At 37.6% G+C, this 16655-nt stretch carries 14 protein-coding genes, 1 rRNA gene and 1 pseudogene; 10 read left to right on the forward strand and 6 right to left on the reverse strand.

All coding sequences use genetic code 11. From position 1 onward, the window contains the following. The first annotated feature begins 32 nt into the window (after positions 1-32). Both lysS and MHB44_RS00635 read left to right on the forward strand, forming a co-directional pair. Positions 33-1565, forward strand: coding sequence for a lysine--tRNA ligase (gene lysS, locus MHB44_RS00630; protein WP_341301169.1), 1533 nt, complete (start codon positions 33-35; stop codon positions 1563-1565). A 389-nt stretch (positions 1566-1954) separates the two neighbouring features. Continuing rightward, complete coding sequence (locus MHB44_RS00635) at positions 1955-2431, forward strand: hypothetical protein (RefSeq protein WP_341301170.1); 477 nt, start codon at positions 1955-1957, stop codon at positions 2429-2431. A 245-nt stretch (positions 2432-2676) separates the two neighbouring features. Here the strand turns inward: MHB44_RS00635 and MHB44_RS00640 are convergent, their stop codons facing one another. The 6 genes from MHB44_RS00640 to MHB44_RS00665 all read right to left on the reverse strand — a co-directional run bounded on the left by MHB44_RS00640 (position 2677) and on the right by MHB44_RS00665 (position 10435). Beyond that, positions 2677-3957, reverse strand: a complete 1281-nt coding sequence (locus MHB44_RS00640; RefSeq protein ID WP_341301171.1) for a tetratricopeptide repeat protein — start codon at positions 3955-3957, stop codon at positions 2677-2679. Further along, positions 3944-5176 (reverse strand): tetratricopeptide repeat protein, encoded by a 1233-nt coding sequence (locus MHB44_RS00645; RefSeq protein WP_341301172.1) that lies wholly within the window; start codon positions 5174-5176, stop codon positions 3944-3946. The genes MHB44_RS00640 and MHB44_RS00645 overlap by 14 nt, the downstream gene beginning before the upstream one ends. 4 nt (positions 5177-5180) lie before the next feature. After that, the gene (locus MHB44_RS00650; RefSeq protein ID WP_341301173.1) at positions 5181-6926 is read right to left on the reverse strand and encodes an Hsp70 family protein; all 1746 of its coding nucleotides are present in this window, start codon (positions 6924-6926) and stop codon (positions 5181-5183) included. 13 nt (positions 6927-6939) lie between these two features. Further along, positions 6940-7641, reverse strand: a complete 702-nt coding sequence (gene grpE, locus MHB44_RS00655; protein WP_053997008.1) for a nucleotide exchange factor GrpE — start codon at positions 7639-7641, stop codon at positions 6940-6942. 214 nt (positions 7642-7855) lie between these two features. Beyond that, positions 7856-9283 carry an AAA family ATPase gene (locus MHB44_RS00660; RefSeq protein ID WP_341301174.1) on the reverse strand — a complete coding sequence of 476 codons (1428 nt, stop codon included), beginning with the start codon at positions 9281-9283 and terminating at the stop codon, positions 7856-7858. A 3-nt stretch (positions 9284-9286) separates the two neighbouring features. Then, positions 9287-10435: a DnaJ domain-containing protein gene (locus MHB44_RS00665; RefSeq protein ID WP_341301175.1), complete on the reverse strand. Its 1149-nt coding sequence runs from the start codon at positions 10433-10435 to the stop codon at positions 9287-9289. A 137-nt stretch (positions 10436-10572) separates the two neighbouring features. On the opposite strand from MHB44_RS00665, the gene MHB44_RS00670 reads away from it, so the two are divergent. The 8 genes and pseudogenes from MHB44_RS00670 to MHB44_RS00705 all read left to right on the forward strand — a co-directional run bounded on the left by MHB44_RS00670 (position 10573) and on the right by MHB44_RS00705 (position 16575). Continuing rightward, positions 10573-11277, forward strand: a complete 705-nt coding sequence (locus tag MHB44_RS00670; protein WP_341301176.1) for a YARHG domain-containing protein — start codon at positions 10573-10575, stop codon at positions 11275-11277. A gap of 365 nt (positions 11278-11642) precedes the next feature. Beyond that, positions 11643-12023 (forward strand): annotated as a pseudogene (locus tag MHB44_RS00675) (LemA family protein). Next, the gene (locus MHB44_RS00680; protein WP_341303034.1) at positions 11983-12186 is read left to right on the forward strand and encodes a hypothetical protein; all 204 of its coding nucleotides are present in this window, start codon (positions 11983-11985) and stop codon (positions 12184-12186) included. Before MHB44_RS00675 ends, MHB44_RS00680 begins: the two are co-directional and overlap by 41 nt. Then, on the forward strand, positions 12183-12434 hold the full coding sequence (locus MHB44_RS00685) for a TPM domain-containing protein (protein ID WP_341301177.1): 252 nt from the start codon (positions 12183-12185) through the stop codon (positions 12432-12434). Before MHB44_RS00680 ends, MHB44_RS00685 begins: the two co-directional genes overlap by 4 nt. A 221-nt stretch (positions 12435-12655) precedes the next feature. Then, complete coding sequence (locus MHB44_RS00690) at positions 12656-13660, forward strand: putative zinc-binding metallopeptidase (RefSeq protein ID WP_341302896.1); 1005 nt, start codon at positions 12656-12658, stop codon at positions 13658-13660. A 384-nt stretch (positions 13661-14044) separates the two neighbouring features. Further along, positions 14045-14143: a LuxR C-terminal-related transcriptional regulator gene (locus tag MHB44_RS00695; RefSeq protein WP_341302897.1), complete on the forward strand. Its 99-nt coding sequence runs from the start codon at positions 14045-14047 to the stop codon at positions 14141-14143. A gap of 201 nt (positions 14144-14344) precedes the next feature. Continuing rightward, entirely contained in the window at positions 14345-14632 is a 288-nt protein-coding gene (locus MHB44_RS00700; protein WP_341301178.1) for a hypothetical protein, read from the forward strand. Positions 14633-15023: 391 nt separating this feature from the next. Continuing rightward, a 16S ribosomal RNA gene (locus MHB44_RS00705) occupies positions 15024-16575 on the forward strand. Positions 16576-16655: the final 80 nt, after the last annotated feature.

Here is a 16655-nt window from a genome sequence, read left to right on the forward strand (position 1 = left end):
TCCACCCTCGAAATTGTGTACAATAATAAAATATGGGCAAAACAGACCAATCAATTATAGGAGTGAATAATGTGTCAAACATAGAAGAATTGAACGACCAGCTTTTGGTGAGACGCCAAAAGATGACAGATATTCGCGAAGGCGGTCTTGATCCGTTCGGTAGCCGTTTTGAGCGTACACATTTATCAAATGAAGTAGTAACAGAATTTGATATTTTCGATAAAGAGCAATTAGAGGCAGAGCCAAAAAGCGTAACGATTGCAGGCCGTATTATGACAAAGCGTGGAAAAGGAAAAGCAGGCTTTGCACATATTCAGGATCTAGGTGGTCAAATTCAAATTTATGTACGTCAAGACCATGTAGGCGAACAAGCATATGAACTATTTAAACAAGCTGATTTAGGAGATATTGTAGGGGTACGTGGCAATGTATTCCGCACACAAGTTGGAGAGCTTTCCGTGAAGGCTGAAGAATTCACTTTCCTGACAAAAGCACTTCGTCCAATGCCAGAGAAATTCCACGGCTTACAGGATGTTGAACAACGCTATCGTCAACGTTACTTAGATTTAATGACAAATGCAGATAGCAAAAAAACATTCATTACACGCTCAAAAATTATTCGCGCCATTCGAAACTACCTAGATAACGCTGGTTATTTAGAGGTAGAAACACCAATGCTTCATACAATTGCTGGTGGTGCAGCGGCTCGTCCATTTATCACACATCATAATGCTCTTGATATGGAATTATATATGCGTATTGCCATTGAATTGCATTTAAAACGTTTAATTGTGGGTGGCTTAGAAAAAGTGTATGAAATTGGCCGTGTTTTCCGTAACGAAGGAATTTCCACACGTCATAATCCTGAATTTACAATGATTGAGCTCTATGAAGCTTATGCGGATTATCAAGATATTATGTCATTAACAGAAAACCTGATTGCGCATGTTGCCCAGGAGGTTCTTGGAACAACAGTTGTGCAATACGGCGAGGATGAAATCAATCTTGCTGTAGGCTGGAAACGCGTGCATATGATAGACGCTGTAAAAGAAGCAACAGGTGTAGACTTCTGGCAGCCGATGACAAAAGAACAAGCTCAAGCGCTTGCTAAAGAACATGGTGTAGAAGTGAAAGATGTTCATGAAGTAGGTCATATTATTAATGAATTCTTTGAACAAAAGATTGAAGAGACACTTGTACAACCTACATTTGTCTATGGTCATCCAGTAGAAATCTCACCTCTTGCGAAGAAAAACCCAGAGGACGAGCGTTTCACAGATCGCTTTGAGCTATTTATCGTTCGTCGTGAGCATGCGAATGCCTTTACAGAATTAAATGACCCAATCGACCAACGCCAACGCTTTGAAGCGCAATTAGCAGAAAAAGAGGCAGGCAATGATGAGGCACATGAAATGGACAATGATTTCATTGAAGCATTGGAATATGGTATGCCGCCAACAGGTGGCTTAGGAATTGGGATTGATCGTTTAGTGATGCTATTAACAAATGCACCATCTATTCGCGATATTTTACTATTCCCAACAATGCGTCATACTTCGAAATAAAATCATAAGCAGAAGCAGTTTGTTAGAATAAAGTACTGCTAAAGAACTACTCCCATGTCAGGAGAGCGTAACAGGAGAATCTACCGAGGATTCTCCTGTTTTTTCGTGTAGAGGAAGCCGAAAGAGTGATTTGGCTTGTTTTCCTAAATTTATAAAAAGTTGGGAATTATTGTGTTCTCACCTTTACTTTCTGTCACAGTTTTATGAATGTTAATATATATAAATTTTATTCATAAACCATACAAGTGATCTTCTTACCATTCTTACAGGAAATTAGGCTGTTTGTTTATTTAATATAATTTTGGAAATTAAGAAAATAGATTGCAAAATTACTAAAAATTGGGCTAAAATGGTGATATATGATATAAATTTGGCGGTGGTGGAGAAAAATGATATTCACATTTATGTTAAAGAATGTTTTCAAAGCACAAACAGAGGCAGAAATATTAAAATCCTCTGTGATTTATGGATGGTCTTTAGTCGGGATAATGACTATTACTATTGCTTTATTAGGTATATTACCTCAATTTGTACAAGGTGGTTTTGATGCAGGGCCAGCCTTATTTGTATTTTTAATAGCTTGGATTCTTTTTACTGCTCGTTACACCTCATTTAAGCCTATGTTAGGAGCGGCATCAGCAGGAATTACGATTGTCGCGTTCAGTGCGCTTTTAGAAAATGCTTTTGCTCGACGTAATAATGGTTCGTTTACAATGGGGATATTATTTGGTGTACTTTTCGTCCTTCTCACAATAGCGTTAAAAAATAGTTTGGTATCATTATTTTACTTAATCAAAGAGACTGTTAGATTTATTAAATACAAAAAACATCAAATTACTTTAGAAGATACAATGTTACAGGCTTAAAACACTAAATGAGCAAAAATAATTTGGGATTGGAGTGTTGGGAGAAAGGTTATTTTTATCGCTATGCTTAAACATTTCTAAGATTCACATGCAAAGCAGAGGCTGAAGTCAAGCATATCAGCCTAAGCTTTGATATAGCTTGCACAGACAGGTATTACGCTGTAAAAATATAAGAAATATAAAAAGCTGCGCTCCGATTGTTAACGGTATCTAACTATCGGAGCGCAGTTCATATTCTTGAGAGTTTAAGAGAATATATTGATAATGACGCCTATGACCAGCGTTGCTATTATGAGCAGACACCCACAGCCGATAAGGAATGAAAAGATATTTTTTATGTACCCCGCTAAAAAATACCAGACAAGTGCTACGATAACACCCAATCCTATACTTTCTGTACTAACTGCAAAAATTATACCAAATAGAATTGCCCAAAAGACGGATCCTCTAAAAGCAACCTCTCTCACCTGTGCAGAGACTGGGGAACTCTGATAAGTATGTTGCTCTTGCTTCACAGGTATTTGTTGCGAAAAGGTCTCTTGCATTTTAACCTGTTTTGGTGGTGTGTTTTTGCTAGGCTTACCGCCATGCTTAATGGCGAAGTCACCATAGTCAATATCTCCAAAGTAGTAAATGTCATCTGTTACATACTGCTGCATATTGCTTGTCCATTGCGCAAAGTCTGGATTACCGTAGTTATTTAAATTTTTTACAAATTGAATAGCGTGTCTAAAGCCAAACCACTTTTCACTATGATCTTCTACATGACGAATAATCCCGATGATCACGTCATCTCTATTTTCTATTGCTAAATGCTGGAGTTTGTCTTCAGCCTGCTTAACTTTATTTTCGTAATTATAGTACATGGCATAATCCCACATCATAATGATGATAGGTAAATTGCGTAACACAATTGGATCTTTTAAATGATTCTTAAATAATGTAAAAATATCCTTTATTCGATTATCAATGGAATAAATTCTGGCTAAATCCATTACAAGAAAATCATTCGTTGGTTCCAAGCTCAGGGCTTGTTCCGCATAGTTTGCTGCATCTTTATAACGTTGAAGTTCTATATAAGCATCCATTAGTGAGATTAAAATGCCTACATCATTTGGGATATCGCTTTGCAAGTCCTTTAAAACTTGGATTGCTTGTTCAAATTGCCCATTTCGCATATAACCCTGTGCTAATAATTTTCTTGCATTTAAATGTTTAGGGTTTATGGCAAGGGCTTGTTTGATTTTGACAATAGCATTGGCTGTTTGTTCATTTTCTAACAATCTATCTGCTTCATTTAACAAAATATTAATATCTTCGTGTATAATTTGTTCATCGTATGCTCTGCGTTGTTCAGAATTACTTAAAGCATTATAAGCTTCACGAATTAATTGATATTCTTCATGGTGCTGCTCATTTGTATAAATTCTTACTAACTTATAAAAAGCTTTTTTTATTTCGTCCTCAGTAGCCTCTTGTGACACATTCAATATCGTATAGTAATTTTTTGTATCAATTTTCATCATATGACTCGTCCACCAACCTACGTTTAGCTTCTATCCCTGTCCAATCTTCAGGGTATAGTTCTACTAGCTTTTGGAGCAAAATTTTGGCTTCATTCAGGTGTTGCTCTTGTAATAAACCTGATAAAGAAAGCATTGTATCGTCGCGATAAGGGGAATCCCAAAACGTTTTGTTATCCATATGTAAAAACTGCTGTCCCGTGTTAATCGCCTCATTTGGCCTACCTTGTGCAATTTGAGCTTGCAATAAAAAATACATAGCATCATCTGAATAGTAGGCGTCTTTATTTATAGCTAAACTTTTTTCGAATAAAGCTGTGGCGGTAGGGTAATCTCCTTTTTGAAAGGCTTGAAGTCCTTGTTGATATGAAGACTTCTCTAGTGTTGCAGCTATTTGGGCAATTTCTTCAGCAGAAAAAAGGGCAAATGGGTTTTCCTCATCTATTTGTTGTTCTAGCTTGGATGTTTCAGAAAGCTGAGCTTCTAGCTTGTCAATAGTAGCTTTTAGTTGAGATATTTCTGTATCTCGCTGTTTATCAATAAGTGTCTCCTGGTTTTCTAGTGTAGCAGGTACAGATAAAGGTGGAGCCTCCTTTTTGAACAATAAGGGTAGTACTATAATAGTTATGGCAGCTAAAATACTAACTAGAGAGAACATGATTTTACCTGAGCGAAGCTTGTTTTTCGCTACCTCGACAGGCTGTTCAAGGTTTGACTGATGCATAAAAAGTAATATTTGTTTTGTGTCCGGTAGTTGCTGAATATGGACAGGCATATTTTGTAGTAATTGCTTTGTATATTGTTCGTTATGCAGCAAAGCACCAGAAAATAGAATGGCTTTATAGACAACTGTTGGCAAAACATAGCCTATTTTTAATAAAGGTAATAAGTATTCAAGCCCCTTTTCAAACTGGTTTTGTTGAAAGCATATAAGTGCCTTATTATAGGTTTTAGCAATTTCCTCATATACAGGGAGAGATTGAATAACAGCCGTTCGTTGCTCTGCAAGAGGAAAGAGATTTGGTCTTTTTAATGATCTCCATAGGAATAGTGCCTGATAAGGTTCTCCTATAGCTATATAGCATAAACTTAGCGACCATGTGAGTAGGTCGTTTTTCTTTTTAGGTTCGTAGAGTGCTTGTAATTTATCTTTTGCATATAGATACTGTCCTTCTTGAATAAGAAGGACAGCTTCGGTTAATTGTTCTTTTAAGCTTTTCATAGGGCTAAACAAGTTCGATCAGTAAATCTGTTAATTCATCTTCTAATTTACGAACGAAAGTTTCATCGTTATCTTGAACTGCTAGTTTAATTTGTTGCAATAAGCTCTCTACTTTTGTTATATCAGAACCTTGTAAATCAGGAAGTATACGTTCAGCTCGACTGACAACATTTTTCACCGTGTCATACAATTGTGATTTTGTCCAATCAGTATCAGCACGTTGTTTAGCTAATTGAATTTCCGTTTTTGTCATAACGCCTGTCTGTGTATCAATTTGCTTTTTTATACGTTTCCCTGTGCTAACAATCTCCGCCTCTACCTCTAAAATACCATTGATATCATAACTGAAAATAACATCAATCATTTCTTGGTTAGCGGGACGAGGAGGAATGCCCTCTAAAGTGATTGGTTCAGCTGAAATAGCTAAATTAGGTTGTACCATTTCCTCATTAGGCTTGCCTTGGAATACGTTAATGTCTACAACTGTTTGGTTATCATGTAATGTGTTAAAACGCTTGCTCTTCCGTATAGGAATTGGTGAGTTCGCCTCAATAATTTCAGAGAAGAAGCCTTTTACAATTTGGGAGCCAATAACAGAACTTGTTTCAATTCCAAGTGAATAAGGGCAAACGTCCAGCACCATAATGCCTTTATCGCTGCTAATAATCCCTGTTTTAATCCCTGCTTGAATGGCTGCACCTAAGGCAACAGCCTCATCTGGATTAATATCTTTACGTGGAGCTTTATTAAATTTTTGCTGTACAATTTGCTGAACTAATGGAATTCGGGTTGAACCGCCTACTAACAATACATCATCAATATCATGTACAGATAAATTTGCTTCTTGTAATGCCTCCTCCACTTGAAGTAATGTGGATTCCGCTAACGGGCGAATTAAGTCTTCAAATTCATCTCGCGTAATCGTCTCGCTAATAGAAATAGGCATACCATCCTTCATCATAAAGAAGGGAATTTCAAATTGAGCTGTTGATTGAGCTGAAAGCACTTTTTTAACTTCCTCAGCCGCTAATTTTAAACGGTTTTGTCTTTGTAAAATTTCTATCTCAGAGCCGCTATCAATACGCACATTTTCTTTGCGCTCAATCACTTTTATTAGCCAGTCAGCTAGCAATTTATCAAAATCTAAACCACCAAGACTATTGTTTCCTGAAGTTGCCTTTACCTCTACTACACCATCAAACAATTCGACAATCGAAACGTCAAATGTCCCGCCACCTAAGTCATAAATAGCAAGCTTCATATTGCTAGTCATATTTTCTGAACAAAATGAGATAGCGGCTGCTGTTGGTTCATTAATAATACGCTCTACCTTTAACCCAGCAATTTCTCCTGCTGATTTTGTAGCCTTTCGTTGGGCATCTGAAAAATAGGCGGGTACAGTAATAACTGCTTCTGTAACGATCGTACCTAATTGGTGTTCAGCCGCCTCTTTTAAATACTTTAAATAATGAGCTGATATTTCTTCTGGTGTATAGGCTTTATCTCCTACCGTGACATTTTCACCCGTTCCCATCAGCCGCTTTACTTCACTCGCTGTTAATTTTGGTGCACCAGCCATTGCATTTTTTGCTGTTGCGCCAATTACAATTTCATTGGTTTCAGGTTTCATATGAAAGATAGAAGGGGTTGTGCGTTGTCCATCCTTGTTGACAATAATTTCCGGTCGTTCATTTTTTAAATAGGCTATTGCGCTGTTTGTTGTACCTAAATCAATTCCGATGACTGTCATATAATTTAACTCCTTATCCAACATTAATTACTTTAGCAATTCGAACAATTTTAGTTGTTTTTTGATCCATGAAGCAACGCTCTAGGACATCGACTACAGTGTACAGGGGTACTTGATTATCCGTTGTCACAACGCCGATGCTTTCCATGTAGGCTCCGTCTAAAATTTTCCCTTTGACAGGTATTTCTACAATGCCTAATTGAGCTAAATTGTTCAAATGTTCTGATATAATTTTATCTGTTTCTGCTACCCAATCTTTATCTACTTTTTCTGATAGGCTTGCTGCTCTATGAATCAAATCCATAGAATCAATTCCTTTAATCATTACATGAATATAGGAAGCTCGCTCTTGTTCAAAGGCTTCAATGGTTGCTACCATGTCTGGATCTTCTTGTATATCTAAACGTGTATCTAAAAACTGGCGAAGTTCCTCAAACATTTTCATGTTTACTTTTGTTCCTTTTTTTACTTGAGTATTAATTTGTTCAATTAATACTTCAAGAGGCTGTTCTTCGGGCACATCGAAATCTTCAAATTTCTCCACCATTTCTTCGAGATTTGAAAGGTTTTCTTTTAACAGTTGTTCAATATGACTTTTAATCTCCACATAAATCACTTCTTCCTTAAAGTAGTGAGTTGGCAAGATAGCCAGCAATTTTCTTGCTATGCTATCCAAGTTGCTTTCCCAATTAGGCTGGTCATGGTAGATGCGCATAATGATGGCCAGCTCATCTAATAAACAATGTACTTCCTCCAGATAGCTGATCGTATGACTTTTAAAAATGATGCTTAAGCAATTTTCTAAGGGAAGGTGTTTTTTTTGAAATAATGCAATAAATTTCTCTTGTTCAGAGGTATATTGTTGTATTACTTCCTCTTTTAGCGTATCCTCCTGGGGACAATTTTCTTTAGTAATTATTCTTCAACTCCTATACATCAACTTGATTTCGCACTCTATATCGATCACTTGACTCTACTGCATAAAGGACTTCCTCTGTTAGTAAGTCAAGCTCATGCTCACCTTCAGTTGTTAATGTGTAAGTGGCCTTCTTTAAAATCGCGTCCTCTAACATATTGCGGACTAGTCGCCCGTTCCCGTGATTTGATGGACTATCAATCATATTACGACTAATAATACGTTTTGCTATTTTTTTAGCTGAGGCTGTCATACGATACTGCTTCTGTTTTAACATCAATTCCAATATCTCCAGTTGCTCCTCCAGTGTATAGTCTGGAAATCTAATGGTATATTTGAAGCGAGAGGCAAGTCCAGGGTTTGATTTTACAAAACTTTCCATCTCCTTTGGATAACCAGCTAAAATAATAACAAGTGTGTCTCTGTCATCCTCCATTGCTTTGACAATGGTGTCTACTGCTTCCATTCCAAAATCATTACTGTTTTTTGCTCTTGTTAAGGCATATGCCTCATCAATAAAAAGCACACCATTCTTAGCTTCAGCAAGTTTTCCTAGGGTTTTTACTGCCGTGTGTCCAATATATTCACCAACTAAATCCCCTCTCATCACCTCAACTAAATGACCAGATGTTAAAATACCAAGTGCTTTTAGAATATTAGCCACAATACGTGCAACTGTAGTTTTTCCACTACCTGGATTGCCTGTGAAGACCATATGTAAACTGAGTTTTTCCACTTTAAAGCCTTGTTCCTGCCTCATTTTAGTGAAGGAAATCCAATGATGTAAGTCATAAATACTTTGTTTAACCGATTGTAGCCCAATTAATGTCTCTAATTCATGTAAGGCTTGTGAAATTGTATGTTCCTCTTGTTTATTGCCCAATAATACTTTGTTTAGCTCAGGTGATTGTTCCATACATAAAATCATTTCATTAATCCAATGATTCAGTAATTTTGCATCTTCAGAATGGTGTGTGACAGATTGTAAGACAAGCTTGGCTCGTATTAAGTCGCCCATTTTTTGATTTGCCTGATAGGAAGTAATATAGTCAATTTGTTCAAAAGGAGCTTGGTTTAATAGAAAATTAGCACAGCGCAGTATGGTTTTCGCGTAACTAATTGAGTACTTTTCCGTTAATTCAAATGTTGTACATTGTAGCCATTTTGCTTGGGCGGCAAGCAGATTATGACGTTTTTCATCCTCATAAGCCATTTCACTATAGCACTTTGCTAAAAACTGTTGGATGGTTAACTGCAAATGAATAAGTTGAGCAGTCTGTTTTTCTTTTAATAACTGTTGAATTTTTCGGTATACTCGATTTAATCGGAATAAATGATGTGAAATCAATTGTTCATCATAAGGCTTAAATGCTTCTAAGATGTCATGTTGTATGGAATAAAATGACTCCTCGATTAAGTAATATTTATCCAGTATAATCATTCCCTAAATCAAATAGTTAAAAAATTGCTGTTTACATTTAAAAAGAGCGGGATATTTAATTTCTAGTCGTTTTACATCTTTTTTGAAGCTTTGATAATTCTCGTTTGCATACCATTCGATGTCATCATGTATAAATTGATTATGCTCCTCCCATTCCTGCTCACTTGCATAGTCACTTTTAAATAAGTAAATGTAAAATAATTTTTTGAACAATTTGCCGATTGTTTTGTCATGAGACAATTTTTGAAATTCACTATAAATTATTTGCTTTTTCTGTAACTCTTCTAAGAAGGCATTGTTTGATAAATTTCCTTCATTTCTTAGAAGACATATAATATATAAAGCGTTGTATGCCCAATTGAAAGTATAGGAGTTGCATAAGAATTCAATCCATACCTGTAACTCCTCTATTAATAATTGTTTCGCCTCATATGTAAACGGATGTTTTGCAATAATCTGTTTATATTGTTCATACATTGTCGCGCTATCTGCAGCGCAGCAAATCTCAAAAAATTGACATAGATAGAAGGCATGTTTTTGGCTATCAACATGTGGCTTTAATCGTAATTTCTCTATAAAGGCCCATGCTTCCTCATATCGCTCAGTGCATAGATAAGCTTTTATTAAAAGTGATACAAGCTCATAGTTAGCTGGAGCTATTAATAATCCCTGCTTTGTTACTCGTACCATATTTCTATACTGTTCTAACCTAGAATAAAGAATAGCTAGCTGAATATAGGCATCTATAAATTCCTCATCTGTTTGTATAGTAGTGTGTAATAAGTGTTCTGCTTCCTCATAATCTTCTAATTTCATTAACATGAGAGCATATTCGTAATAATGGGTCGCGCTTGGCTGAATTGTAATAATTTCATTAAAAGAGTCTTTTACTTCACTGATAAAGCCTGTTTTACTTGCTTCGAGTGCTAGTTCCTTTAGGCGCTCAATCCGTTGCCCGTATTCTAATTGAAAGTCATAATCCTTACGTAGTTTTGGATCTATCAATATTCGATATGCTTCCCTGAGTTGAGCTGACTTCTCTGGGTATTTTTCATTAGAGTAACGGCGAATCATTATGCTAAATGCTCTTTTAAGTTCGTCTGAATCGACATCAACTGTTACTTCTAATATTTCATAATAAGTACTATTCAAAATATACCTCTTCCTAATGTATACTTTTAATGAAAGTTCTACTATATTTAGCAATAAATATTGGAAATAATATGTCTACATTTTAAGGGATATAGTGATAAAATACAATTAAATTCTAAATTGTGGGGGTGATATAGGTGAAAGGTACGTTGGGAGAGATACTATTAATTATAACATTGGTCCCTGTTATTTCGTATGCAATTATCCAACCTGTAAGCTTTAAGGCAGCCATCGTGCCATTTGATTTAGCGGAAAAATTATATAACCTTCCTCGTATTGTCTCAGAGAAGGTGGATGGCCTAATGAATGAAGAAGGCGTAGGGGAAGGTAGCGATTATATATTATCTAATAGTAATACGGAATATTTAACATATGAGCATTTAGCTGATTTAACAGAGAAGGAGCTGCGTATTGCACGGAATGAATTATACGCGCGCCATGGTTTTATTTTTGGAGCAGAGGATTTGAAAATGTATTTTCAGAATCAAGTTTGGTATGAAGAAAATAGTAATTTTTCAGAAACCTCTCTTTCTGATATAGAATTGGCCAATGTTTATCTTATTTCAACTTTAGAAAATAGTTTGAAACATACATCTGAATTTATTATCCCTTACAGTTATAATGCTTATTTGGATACTTCAGATATAGCCAATTATTCTCAAGAGCAATTGAAATATATTCGAAATGAGATATTTGCCCGTCACGGCTACCAATTTGCTAGTGGTCCGTTACAGGAATACTTTGGTAGTAAGCCTTGGTATGTTGCAAATCCTTATTTCCATGATCAGCAGTTAAGCGATGTGGAGCTTGCTAATATTGAATTTATCCAATCATATGAATGACCTAAGAATTTTGTAGAAGTATAGTTTTGAGCAACCTAAAATAAAAATTTCTTATGGATACCTAAATACAGAGTTAGTAGATAAACTTTCCTACTTAACCTATGTTATTGAGAAAGGTTGTTGGGCATATCCAACAGCCTTTATTGTCATATGACACTAATCACTATTTTGCTAAATTGAAAATAAGAAAAAGGGGGGCTTTGGATGAAAAGAGGAAAAATTAGTCTAAGCTGGTTGGAGTAGGTGTGTTCCTTGTCATAGGTTTATTATGTTTAGTCCAGTATAACGAGTTAGTAAAAAAGGAAGAAACAACAGAAGCTTTATGGGTATAAATTGGTTATCAGTTACAACAATGCTTCAATTTAATTCCTAATTTAGTAGAAGCAACAAAAGTTTATATGGCACATGAGGAGCAAATTTTTACAAGTCTTGCAGAGGTACGAACATGATACGGTGGAGCTGCCACAATGGAGGAGTTAACAGCTGCTTTAAGCCGTTTACTAGTTGTCGTAGAAAACTATCCTGATTTAAAGGCGAATCAGTAATTTACATAGCTAATGGATGAATTAGCAGGAACAGAAAATCGCTTGGTAGTTGCGAGTCAAAGCTACAATAATGATGTAAAAGAATGTAATAGCAATATACGCACTTTTCTGACGAGTATGTTTGGCTTTGAACGAAAAAATTATTTTGAAGTAAGAGACGATGCGAAAGCAACACCTACGATTGATTTCAGAGGTGAGTAAGACTAGAAAACAGTTGTTGTTATTATTTGTCCTACTTATGATGTTGCTATTAAGCGCATTGGCAAATGTGCCAGAACGGCCAGCAACTTCTAGCTTTGTTTTTGCTTATCAAAACATGGTGGATGATGATGTAGAAAAAGAGTTGAATACGGGGGGCAAGTGATTCGGCAATGGGGAATTAATCAAAAAGATATCAATAATGAAATATTGATTTTTGCGACAACTGATCAAGGTGTGAGAAATAATGTTGTAAGGATTGCTGTCGGGCAAGGGCCAGAAGGGAATTATTCAAATGGTAAGCTAGGGCGAATGCTCGATGAATATATGATGCCTTCTTTAGAAAATGGCGATTATATACGTGCCTTTACGCATGTAGTAGATGAGATTCAAGCAGAAGAAGGAAGTGAATAGGGAGGGTTAGTGGTAATGGCTGAAGAGCCGTGGGATATAAGATACTTTATTCCTTATTGCACTGATCTTATTTTGGGGGTTTGTCTTTTATGCGGCTATTTGGGGAAAAGGCTCATCCACGGATGGTTTATCAAATGATTATGGAGGTAGTGGTAGTTATTTAGGTGGGGATTCAGATCGGAATTTTAAGTGTATACAAAGGGGGAAGCAGAGTGAAAATTATGAAGCAGGTAGTATTTTTAATGATGTTGTTACTATTGGTAGGTTGTGGCGAGGTGCAATCTGACGGTGAAGTAGTAAAGAGCGTTGCAAGTGAGGCAGAGGATACAAATTCTACAGAGGATATAGAAGGCACATTGATTCAGATAAATGCTACAAGTGGCGATGCGATAGAGAATGGTTGTTATGAAGGAGAAATTTATATTGAGGCGGAGGATACTTGTGCTTTACCGTTAGAATGTGAGAACGCTGAAACTTGTATAGCGCGTGGAGACGAATTAGTGCGAATATTGGAGGAGGAGTATGGTTCACTAACTGCGGAGGAGTCGGTTGCAACTGATTTAGAGGGTGTTCATGATTTGTATACCTATGAAATTGATAATGACGTTGAGCAAATTCTGACAGAGGATGATGTAACGGATGAGGATATGGAATATCATGCGGAACTATGGTTTGATTTTGCATGGTTAATTCCAGAGTCGGAACGCGAAGATATCAATCAATTTATCGTGTTTGAAAGTGGCGATACATTGGCGTATGTTAATTTACATGATGATGAGGGGAAGTATTGGACATTAGGCATGAACAATGAAAATATTGAGTTAGCATCTGAAACAATGATTACGTATATTCATGAATATGCACACTACCTATCATTGAGAGATGGCGAACAAAATATTTGGGTAGACTTAGAGGCTTGTGAAGATGTGCTGATTGAAGATACAGGCTGTTTTTATGAGGATGCCTATTTAACAGCCTTTTATGAGCAGTTTTGGAATCCAGCAAGCGAATACGAGGAAGATTATGTATCAGGCTATGCAGCAAGTTCGGTAGTAGAGGACTTTGCAGAATCATTTGCCCATTTTGTGTTGACACCGCAGCCAATAGACATCAGTACAGTGGCTGATGAAAAAATTGCTTTCTTTTATGGATCAGACTACTTTGTAGAATTGCGTGCACATATTTTAACGCGTGCGGCAACATGGCTTGTGCGTGCCGTTGTGTAAGTAGTAGATAGAAAATAGTATTCGTTATACTTTGGTATATATAGATACTATTTTTTAATATGGATAGGTACTTACTATGCTGTTAGATAAAGGTTATCATATGACAAAAATATAGTAACAGTCCATCGTATAAAGCGACTATTTTCGCTACAATAAAAAACATTAGGGCTGCATAGGAGATGTTCCGAATGAATTCGAAGCACCTTCTTTATTTAACATTAGATTGAAGGAGATGGACACAGATAAAATGTTTGCCTCTATTCGTGACACAATACTAGGACAGTTCGTATTGTCCTCCGCAGTAGCAGCAAAGGTGATAGCGCATTAGTGCTATACATAAAAAAAGTGAAACTTACACAAAGAGAGATAGAAATAGCAAAATTAATGGTTACAGGTAAAAGTAATAAAGAGATCGCCATAGCGCTTTATATCGCAGAAGGTACAGTGCGAAACTATGTAAGTAATTTATATAATTTAGTTTAGAGGTTATTGATTGAGTACAAGCGATTGTATAGTTGAAGGATTTTTTTAGTATTGAAATAGTCAAAGCAGAAACATGGATTTACAATGTTTCTGCTTTTCTATTTAAATGAGGTTCACACAAGAGAAGGATATAGAGTATAATTTTCTAGTCTTTTATTTTTACGGGGGGAAATTTAAATATAACTTTAGTGGAGGTCTATAATGAATTATAGAATTATGAATAAACAAGTGTTTGAACAAGCACAAGTTCGCTCTGTTTCAGATGTAGTATTCATGGAAGAGGAACTGGCAAATGGCATGAAGTTAGCTATTTCGAAAAAGGACCCAACACTTACTTTATTTTTAGTAGAGATAGATGGACAGAAAAAGTTTGATGTTCGATGGGATGATTCATCTGAAATTTTCAACGGCTGGTATTCAGCGTGGGATAACTTCCTATGGTGCTTGAGTGTAGTAGATACACAAAGTGTACAGAATCAAGAAGAGTAATTAGTGAAGCAGGAATTGGGTTTTCAAGAAATACCTCAGTTCCTGCTTCGTATTAAAAGAAGTTATTTCTATTAAGATAAAGTTTATTAAAAAAGTACTTGCGTAATATATAGTCTATATGTTAAATTATTAAATGTTGCTAAGAGAGGTGACAAAACATCTATCTCGTTTGAAAAAGCAACTAAATAAATTTTTAAAAAAGTATTGACATAAAAAGATGTTGGTGCTAAGATATAAAAGTTGTTGTTGAAAGTAGTATGAACCTTGAAAACTGAACAAGCAAAACGTAATCAATCAAGTTTTAAGTAGCTAGCTTCGGCTAGTGAACAAAACAAAAATTTTGGACATCAAAATTGATGCCAGCAAAACAATTTGAGCAAATCAAATTTCTTTTATGGAGAGTTTGATCCTGGCTCAGGACGAACGCTGGCGGCGTGCCTAATACATGCAAGTCGAGCGAACAGAGAAGGAGCTTGCTCCTTCGACGTTAGCGGCGGACGGGTGAGTAACACGTGGGCAACCTACCCTATAGTTTGGGATAACTCCGGGAAACCGGGGCTAATACCGAATCATCTCTTTTGCTTCATGGTAAAAGACTAAAAGACGGTTTCGGCTGTCGCTATAGGATGGGCCCGCGGCGCATTAGCTAGTTGGTGAGGTAATGGCTCACCAAGGCGACGATGCGTAGCCGACCTGAGAGGGTGATCGGCCACACTGGGACTGAGACACGGCCCAGACTCCTACGGGAGGCAGCAGTAGGGAATCTTCCACAATGGGCGAAAGCCTGATGGAGCAACGCCGCGTGAGTGAAGAAGGTTTTCGGATCGTAAAACTCTGTTGTAAGGGAAGAACAAGTACAGTAGTAACTGGCTGTACCTTGACGGTACCTTATTAGAAAGCCACGGCTAACTACGTGCCAGCAGCCGCGGTAATACGTAGGTGGCAAGCGTTGTCCGGAATTATTGGGCGTAAAGCGCGCGCAGGCGGTCCTTTAAGTCTGATGTGAAAGCCCACGGCTCAACCGTGGAGGGTCATTGGAAACTGGGGGACTTGAGTGCAGAAGAGGAAAGTGGAATTCCAAGTGTAGCGGTGAAATGCGTAGAGATTTGGAGGAACACCAGTGGCGAAGGCGACTTTCTGGTCTGTAACTGACGCTGAGGCGCGAAAGCGTGGGGAGCAAACAGGATTAGATACCCTGGTAGTCCACGCCGTAAACGATGAGTGCTAAGTGTTAGGGGGTTTCCGCCCCTTAGTGCTGCAGCTAACGCATTAAGCACTCCGCCTGGGGAGTACGGTCGCAAGACTGAAACTCAAAGGAATTGACGGGGGCCCGCACAAGCGGTGGAGCATGTGGTTTAATTCGAAGCAACGCGAAGAACCTTACCAGGTCTTGACATCCCGTTGACCACTGTAGAGATATAGTTTCCCCTTCGGGGGCAACGGTGACAGGTGGTGCATGGTTGTCGTCAGCTCGTGTCGTGAGATGTTGGGTTAAGTCCCGCAACGAGCGCAACCCTTGATCTTAGTTGCCATCATTTAGTTGGGCACTCTAAGGTGACTGCCGGTGACAAACCGGAGGAAGGTGGGGATGACGTCAAATCATCATGCCCCTTATGACCTGGGCTACACACGTGCTACAATGGACGATACAAACGGTTGCCAACTCGCGAGAGGGAGCTAATCCGATAAAGTCGTTCTCAGTTCGGATTGTAGGCTGCAACTCGCCTACATGAAGCCGGAATCGCTAGTAATCGCGGATCAGCATGCCGCGGTGAATACGTTCCCGGGCCTTGTACACACCGCCCGTCACACCACGAGAGTTTGTAACACCCGAAGTCGGTGAGGTAACCTTTTGGAGCCAGCCGCCGAAGGTGGGATAGATGATTGGGGTGAAGTCGTAACAAGGTAGCCGTATCGGAAGGTGCGGCTGGATCACCTCCTTTCTAAGGATATTTACGGAAGGTTTCATCGAGGATGAAACAATGATTACGTTTTGCGTTCAGTTTTGAAGGTTTATGAATAA

The organism is Lysinibacillus sp. FSL H8-0500, assembly GCF_038051955.1.
Classification (GTDB): domain Bacteria; phylum Bacillota; class Bacilli; order Bacillales_A; family Planococcaceae; genus Lysinibacillus; species Lysinibacillus macroides.